The 5,747-nt window shown below is 68.7% G+C and carries 9 protein-coding genes; 4 read left to right on the top strand and 5 right to left on the bottom strand.

Annotation, left to right across the window (positions count from 1 at the left end; genetic code table 11):
* Window positions 1-152: 152 nt before the first annotated feature.
* The gene (locus ACFWF2_RS33320; RefSeq protein ID WP_379311458.1) at window positions 153-1,004 is read left to right on the top strand and encodes an IclR family transcriptional regulator; all 852 of its coding nucleotides are present in this window, start codon (window positions 153-155) and stop codon (window positions 1,002-1,004) included.
* Window positions 1,005-1,045: 41 nt separating this feature from the next.
* Here ACFWF2_RS33320 and ACFWF2_RS33315 read toward each other — a convergent pair whose 3' ends face one another.
* From ACFWF2_RS33315 to ACFWF2_RS33300, 4 genes are all read right to left on the bottom strand, one after another.
* On the bottom strand, window positions 1,046-1,672 hold the full coding sequence (locus ACFWF2_RS33315) for a Dabb family protein (RefSeq protein WP_379311457.1): 627 nt from the start codon (window positions 1,670-1,672) through the stop codon (window positions 1,046-1,048).
* Complete coding sequence (locus tag ACFWF2_RS33310) at window positions 1,665-2,012, bottom strand: hypothetical protein (RefSeq protein ID WP_379311456.1); 348 nt, start codon at window positions 2,010-2,012, stop codon at window positions 1,665-1,667. Before ACFWF2_RS33310 ends, ACFWF2_RS33315 begins: the two co-directional genes overlap by 8 nt.
* Before the next feature lie 107 nt (window positions 2,013-2,119).
* Complete coding sequence (locus ACFWF2_RS33305) at window positions 2,120-2,251, bottom strand: hypothetical protein (protein WP_379311455.1); 132 nt, start codon at window positions 2,249-2,251, stop codon at window positions 2,120-2,122.
* 2 nt (window positions 2,252-2,253) lie between these two features.
* Window positions 2,254-2,613 carry an Rv2640c family ArsR-like transcriptional regulator gene (locus ACFWF2_RS33300; protein WP_189022831.1) on the bottom strand — a complete coding sequence of 120 codons (360 nt, stop codon included), beginning with the start codon at window positions 2,611-2,613 and terminating at the stop codon, window positions 2,254-2,256.
* A gap of 99 nt (window positions 2,614-2,712) precedes the next feature.
* On the opposite strand from ACFWF2_RS33300, the gene ACFWF2_RS33295 reads away from it, so the two are divergent.
* Window positions 2,713-3,231 carry an ArsI/CadI family heavy metal resistance metalloenzyme gene (locus ACFWF2_RS33295; RefSeq protein ID WP_379311454.1) on the top strand — a complete coding sequence of 173 codons (519 nt, stop codon included), beginning with the start codon at window positions 2,713-2,715 and terminating at the stop codon, window positions 3,229-3,231.
* A 72-nt stretch (window positions 3,232-3,303) separates the two neighbouring features.
* The gene (locus ACFWF2_RS33290; protein WP_379311453.1) at window positions 3,304-4,266 is read left to right on the top strand and encodes an alpha/beta hydrolase; all 963 of its coding nucleotides are present in this window, start codon (window positions 3,304-3,306) and stop codon (window positions 4,264-4,266) included.
* A gap of 127 nt (window positions 4,267-4,393) precedes the next feature.
* On the opposite strand, the gene ACFWF2_RS33285 is transcribed toward ACFWF2_RS33290, so the two are convergent.
* Window positions 4,394-5,092 carry a PadR family transcriptional regulator gene (locus ACFWF2_RS33285; protein ID WP_379311452.1) on the bottom strand — a complete coding sequence of 233 codons (699 nt, stop codon included), beginning with the start codon at window positions 5,090-5,092 and terminating at the stop codon, window positions 4,394-4,396.
* A 128-nt stretch (window positions 5,093-5,220) separates the two neighbouring features.
* Here ACFWF2_RS33285 and ACFWF2_RS33280 point away from each other — a divergent pair, with 128 nt between their 5' ends.
* The gene (locus ACFWF2_RS33280; RefSeq protein ID WP_379311451.1) at window positions 5,221-5,727 is read left to right on the top strand and encodes a flavin reductase family protein; all 507 of its coding nucleotides are present in this window, start codon (window positions 5,221-5,223) and stop codon (window positions 5,725-5,727) included.
* Window positions 5,728-5,747 lie beyond the last annotated feature (20 nt).

Below are 5,747 nucleotides of genomic sequence, written 5' to 3'. Positions count from 1 at the left end.
GCCGAGCACTCCGCTCGGCACGGGGGCCGTCGTCGTTGCACGCATATTCAAGATTCATGTGACAACCAACACACGGGATGGTATCAATAGGTATATGCCTAATCGAAATATGCGAGTGGGCATCAGCTCGTAGATCCGAAATGGAGCGCTCCATGGTCATCCAGACCGAAGCCACCACCCCCAGCGCGATCCTCGATCGCGCGTCCCTGCTGCTCGACGCCTTCGACGGCCCGGGCAGGCTCACCCTCGCCCAGATCGTGCGCCGGACCGGCCTACCCCGGTCCTCGGCGCATCGCATGCTGGAGCGGCTCGTGCAGCTGCGCTGGCTGCGCCGCGAGGGCCGCGACTACGAGCTGGGCATCCGGCTGATGGAGCTCGGGTCGCTGGCCGTGCACCAGGACCGGCTGCATCGCGCGGCGATGCCGTTCCTGCACGAGCTGCACCGGGTGACCGGGTTCGTCGTGCACCTGGCCGTCCTCGACGGTCCCGACGTCGTGTACCTGGACAAGGTCGGCGGCGATCTGTCCGCCGCGGTCCCGACCCGGGTCGGCGGCAGGCGGCCCGCGCACTGTACGGCGGTCGGCAAGGCGATCCTGGCCTACTCCGACGAGCGCCGCCTCGCCGAGGTCGTCACCGGCCAGGCCGCTGCCCGCACCAAGTACTCGCTGACCAGCCGGGCCCAGCTCGACGCCGAGCTGAACAAGGTGCGAGCGCACGGCATCGCGGTCGAGCGGGAGGAATCGCTGGCCGGCTTCGGCTGCATCGCCGCCCCGATCGGCGATCTCGGCGAGTCCGCCGTGGCCGCGGTGTCGGTGTGCGGGCCGGTGGATCGCATGGTGTTCGACCACCGCCTCTCCGCCCCGATCCGCACGACAGCGCTCAATATCTGGCGCCACGTCGACGACGGCCGGGTGCGGGTCCGCCCGACCCTGCAGCAGCATCCGCGCCCGCTGGGCGTCGGCCCCCGGGTCGCCACCGACCACCGCGCGCCCCGCTACGCGTGACCTCGGTACGCCGCCCGGCGGGAAGCGGGCGGCGACCGGCATCAGGCGAGCTTGTTCGCGCAGAAGCTGTGGCAGATGCGGTCGTGCACGATCACGTCCGGGCATTCGGGATCGAACCACCGGTCGACGTGCGCCCAGTGCACCGGGTGCATCAGATAGGGCCCGTCGAGCCCGTCGAGATCGGTGAACTCCTGCTCCCAGACATGCGTCCACGGCGCGGACCCGATCCCGCGGATCACCCGGCTCAGCTGCCAGGACCGCATCGTCGGGATGTAGCCGGGCATCCGCAACAGGTCGGCCTCGAAGCGGTCGACCGTCGCGGGCGCGGTCCCCGGTGCGACCCGCAGCAGCAGGACCCGATATACCGATCCCGGTGCGCGCGGCTCGGCGAAACCACCGACACCGCCCTCATATTCGGCACCGTCGACGTGGGTCACGATCGGGTCCGCGAGCACCGCGTCCACCCGCGGCGCACAGCCGGACCAGTCGGCCGCCTCGTCGAATCGCAGGTGCACCAACACGTCTCCGCCATTGCGCACCCCCGGCAGAGTGGGCTGGACCAGCACCCTCCGCGCCACCCCGGCCGCCGCACGCAGTTCGGTCATCAGCTCATCGGCGGCCGAACCGCCTGCAGCTGAAAGATGCACCAGCCGAACAACATCAAACATTGCCGAGCCTCTCGATATCGGTGGCCTCGGCCCCGGTCGACCGCGTGCGATGAACGACCAGCTCGTCCACCCCAGCCCACCACTGCCGCACCGCCGGATCCGACCGACCCCGCCACGTCATCTCCCACCACCCCGCGGCCCCGTCGAGCACCCACGTCGCGATGACGGTGTTCGACTCATCGGGAAACCACACCGGCGGACTGACCACAATCCGCTCGAGGGTCATCCCCCGCTCACGCGCCCCCGGCGCGTACTCCCGCAGATAGGCGTCGACGAAATCCCTGGCCCGACCAGGTTTCGTCACCACGGTATCGATCACAAAGACCTTCGCAGTGTTCATGCGCCGACGGTAGGCACCCATCGACTGGTCTCGACCTGGTATTTCCGCCTAGCGGGAGAACGCGGTTCTGGGTGGGGTGCCCACGACCCGACGTGCCAGTTCGGCCATCAGCCCGCCCGGCCCATCCCGTGCACCGACTCGGCGAAGAATCGGTCGAACTCGGCGACCCGGATCGGTTGTTCCACGGTCGGCAGGGTGCACGCGTCCGGCACCCAATCGCCCTGAGCTGGGGAACTCATGGTCAGCTGCAGCAGTTGGGATCGAGGACAGTGCACAACGCGGACAGAGCGTCGCGGCGGGCGCGGTGGAAGGTGTTCATCCCGCGCCGCTCGGACTCGACGAGCCCGGCCTTGCGGAGCTGACCGAGGTGATGCGACACCGTGGACTCGCCCAGGCCGACCGCGGCGGCGAGGTCGCCGCCGTTGCGTTCGCCGAGCGGGGTGGTCAGCAGCAGCGACAGCAGCTTGACCCGGACCGGGTCGGCGATCGCCTTGAGCCGCAACGCCACCTCGAGGGCAGCGGCGTCGTCGACCGGTCCCGCCGCGACGGGAGCGCAGCAGACTGGGGCGGACATATCGATCACAGGTAGCGCCTTGGGCATGAAATCGAGACTACCCGAGGTATTGACATATGTCGAAAAGGTGAGCAGACTCGGCATCAGAAGTTCTTCGATATATGTCACACAAGTGGAGGTTCGATCATGTCTCGCATCCAGCTCGCCCTCAACGTCGACGACCTCGACACCGCCGTGCGGTTCTACTCGACCCTGTTCAACGCCGAACCCGCCAAGCGCAAGCCCGGCTACGCCAACTTCGCGATCACCGAGCCCCCGCTCAAGCTCGTCTTGATCGAGAACGCGGGCCAGGGTGGATCCATCAACCACCTCGGTGTCGAGGTCGAAACCTCCGAACAGGTCCACGGCGAGATCGCCCGGCTCTCGGAAGCCGGCCTGTTCACCGAGGAGCAGATCGCGACCACGTGTTGCTTCGCCACCCAGGACAAGGTGTGGGTGACCGGACCGGGCGCCGAGCGGTGGGAGGTCTACACGGTGCTGGCCGACAGCGAAACCTTCGGCACCGCACCCGAACTCGGCCCCACCGACGCCGAAGCGGTCGACGTGTGCTGCGGCACCAGTGCTGAAGCCGAGGCCGAGGGCGCGTGCTGCGGCACCGACGCCAAGCAGAAAGCCGTCGCCTCCGGCGCGACTTGCTGCGGTTGACACCAGCCAGGTGTTTCCGCCCAGCGGGAGAACGCGGTTCCGGCCACGCGGCCCGAACTTACCGTGACCTGCATGACTGCACGAGTTTTCCCGACCACAGGCCCCGGCGCCGTTCGCGATCCGGAAGTTGCGGCGATGCTCGCCGCGCTCGACGCCGGGTTCCCTGATGTCGCCACGATGGAGGCCGCCGAGGTGCGGGCCGCGATCCGCGCCAGACGTGCTCCGCTGCAACGTCTTCCCGATATGCGGGAGGCGCGCGACCTCACCATCGACGGGCCCGGCGGGCCCTTGCCGCTGCGCGTGTTCCGGCCGCATCACGAGGGCGCCGCGCTGCCGGTGATCGTGTTCGCGCATGGTGGCGGATTCGTGTTCTGTGATCTCGACAGTCATGACGAGTTCTGCCGTTCGATGGCGGTGGGGGTCGGTGCGGTGGTGATCTCGGTCGATTACCGGCTCGCACCGGAGCATCCTGCCCCTGCCGCTCACGACGACATGCTTGCCGCGCTGCGCTGGGCCGCTGGGAACGCGGGCGCGTACGGCGGTGATCCGGCCAGGATCGCGCTGGCCGGCGACAGTGCGGGCGGCAATCTCGCGGCCACCGTGGCCATCGCGATCAGGGACGGTGGTGGTCCCGAGATCGCGGCGCAGATTCTGATCTATCCGGTGATCGACGACGATTTCGAGACCGAGTCCTATCAGCGGTTCGGCACCGGGCACTACAACACGACCAGCGCCATGCGGTGGTACTGGCAGAACTACGCACCGCACGGCACCGACGACGTACGCCTCGTGCCGACCAAGGCATCCTCGCTGGCAGGCCTACCGCCCGCGGTGGTGGTCACCGCGGAACTCGACCCGCCCTGCTCAGCCGGGGACGCCTACGCGCAACGGCTGGCCGGTGACGGCGTCGCGGTGCGACATCGCCGCTACAACGGGCTGTTCCACGGCTTCCTCACCATTCCGTCCCTGGCCGCCACCCAGACCGCCCGCACCGAGGTCTGGGCGATGGTGCGCGACGTGCTCGGTCCGGCGTAGCGGACGTTCCTCGAACGACAACTTCGCGTAGCCGAGGGCTATGGTCGCGACCCGCTACGCCGCCCGGACGGAGGCATGGGCGTCAGCGGGCGCGTCATGGCGTGATCGCCGCGACGGCCCGGCCGGCTCAGTGGTCGGCCGGGTCGTGCTGCATGCCCTCTTCTTCGCGCACGCGCTGTTCGATCTCGCGCCAGCGCCCCGGCGTCGGATGGGGGTAGTCGGCGCGGTCGTCGTGTTCGGCGCCTGCCAGGACGGTGGCCGCGTTGTCGATGTCGTCGATCAACTGCTGGGCGAGTTCACGTTCGGCCGTGTAGTGGCGCTGCGCCCACTGCAGCACGAGCTGCGAATAGGCCCAGCCCGGTTCGGACTTCGCCGCCTCGGCGTCGATCGCGGCCCGCTGCTCGAGCTCCTCGACGTCGGCGATGTGGTCGCGCAGGATCTGCTTGATCCGGTCCGGGGAGCCGAGATGGCCGAACATGACGCGCAGCAGCACATGGTGCTTGAGCACCGAGGCGTCGACCGGCGCCTTGTTCCACCACGCGGTGACGGCCGCGCGCCCGGAATCGGTGATCTGGTACAGCCGTTTGCCCCGCATGGCGTTGTCGTGGTCGAGCCGCGAGCTCGCGAACCCGTGGTTCTCGAGCTTCTTCAGTTCGGCGTAGATCTGGCTGTAGGACGGGGTCCAGTAGAAGTAGCGCAGACTCCAGTCGGCCCACTTCTTCAGGTCGTAACCGGAGACTTCCTCCTCGTAGGAGAGCATGGCGAGCACCGCCCAGCTGGTCGGCGGCAGATTGGGCACGCCGGGATCGGGGTCGGGAGTCGCCATCGCTGAATGTTAGCAACCGCGCGTACCACCATTTACCCGCCGACAACCGCTGACCGGGAGAACGTCTTGAGCCGCGCACCGCTGACCCCGGATCGTGGGGGCATCGAGTTCCGTTCGGGAGGACCCCTATGAATGCAGACAACGTCGCCCTCGACGCAGGTATCCCAGCACCCGCAGAGCTGCGCAGAGTGCTCGGTCACTTCGCGACCGGCGTCGCGGTGATCGCCGCCCACGACGGGACGCGACCGCTCGGTTTCACCTGTCAGTCGGTGGTGTCGGTGTCGCTGGACCCGCCGTATGTGTCGTTCTGCCCGGCCAAGAGTTCCACCAGCTGGCCGCTGCTGCGCGAGGCGGGCGGCCTGTGCATCAACATCCTGGCCGAGGAGCAGAGCGCGCTGTGCCGTCAGTTCGCGGTGAGCGGCGCCGACAAGTTCGCCGGTGTCGAGTGGGATCGGGCGGGCAACGGCGCGCCCGCGCTCGCCGGGGCGCTGGCCCATATCGAGGTGAGCGTGGAGCTCGAGCACGACGCGGGCGATCACACGGTGGTGCTGGCCCGGATCGGTGACCTGCGGGCGGCCGAGGACGGCAGGCCGCTGCTGTTCTATCGGGGCGGGTTCGGCGGCTTCGCGGCCTGAACGACGACGACGGGGTGGTC

The sequence above is a fragment of the Nocardia sp. NPDC060259 genome, assembly GCF_042728775.1.
In the GTDB taxonomy this organism is placed as follows: Bacteria; Actinomycetota; Actinomycetes; order Mycobacteriales; family Mycobacteriaceae; genus Nocardia.
The sequence above is the reverse complement of the archived record's forward strand: the minus strand, read 5'-3'. Positions and strand labels throughout refer to the sequence as shown.

Coding starts and splice junctions, on each gene's coding strand:
- ACFWF2_RS33320 (WP_379311458.1), top strand. CDS start 153: ATGGTCATCCAGACCGAAGCCACCACCCCCAGCGCGATCCTCGATCGC.
- ACFWF2_RS33315 (WP_379311457.1), bottom strand. CDS start 1,672: ATGTTTGATGTTGTTCGGCTGGTGCATCTTTCAGCTGCAGGCGGTTCG.
- ACFWF2_RS33310 (WP_379311456.1), bottom strand. CDS start 2,012: ATGAACACTGCGAAGGTCTTTGTGATCGATACCGTGGTGACGAAACCT.
- ACFWF2_RS33305 (WP_379311455.1), bottom strand. CDS start 2,251: ATGAGTTCCCCAGCTCAGGGCGATTGGGTGCCGGACGCGTGCACCCTG.
- ACFWF2_RS33300 (WP_189022831.1), bottom strand. CDS start 2,613: ATGCCCAAGGCGCTACCTGTGATCGATATGTCCGCCCCAGTCTGCTGC.
- ACFWF2_RS33295 (WP_379311454.1), top strand. CDS start 2,713: ATGTCTCGCATCCAGCTCGCCCTCAACGTCGACGACCTCGACACCGCC.
- ACFWF2_RS33290 (WP_379311453.1), top strand. CDS start 3,304: ATGACTGCACGAGTTTTCCCGACCACAGGCCCCGGCGCCGTTCGCGAT.
- ACFWF2_RS33285 (WP_379311452.1), bottom strand. CDS start 5,092: ATGGCGACTCCCGACCCCGATCCCGGCGTGCCCAATCTGCCGCCGACC.
- ACFWF2_RS33280 (WP_379311451.1), top strand. CDS start 5,221: ATGAATGCAGACAACGTCGCCCTCGACGCAGGTATCCCAGCACCCGCA.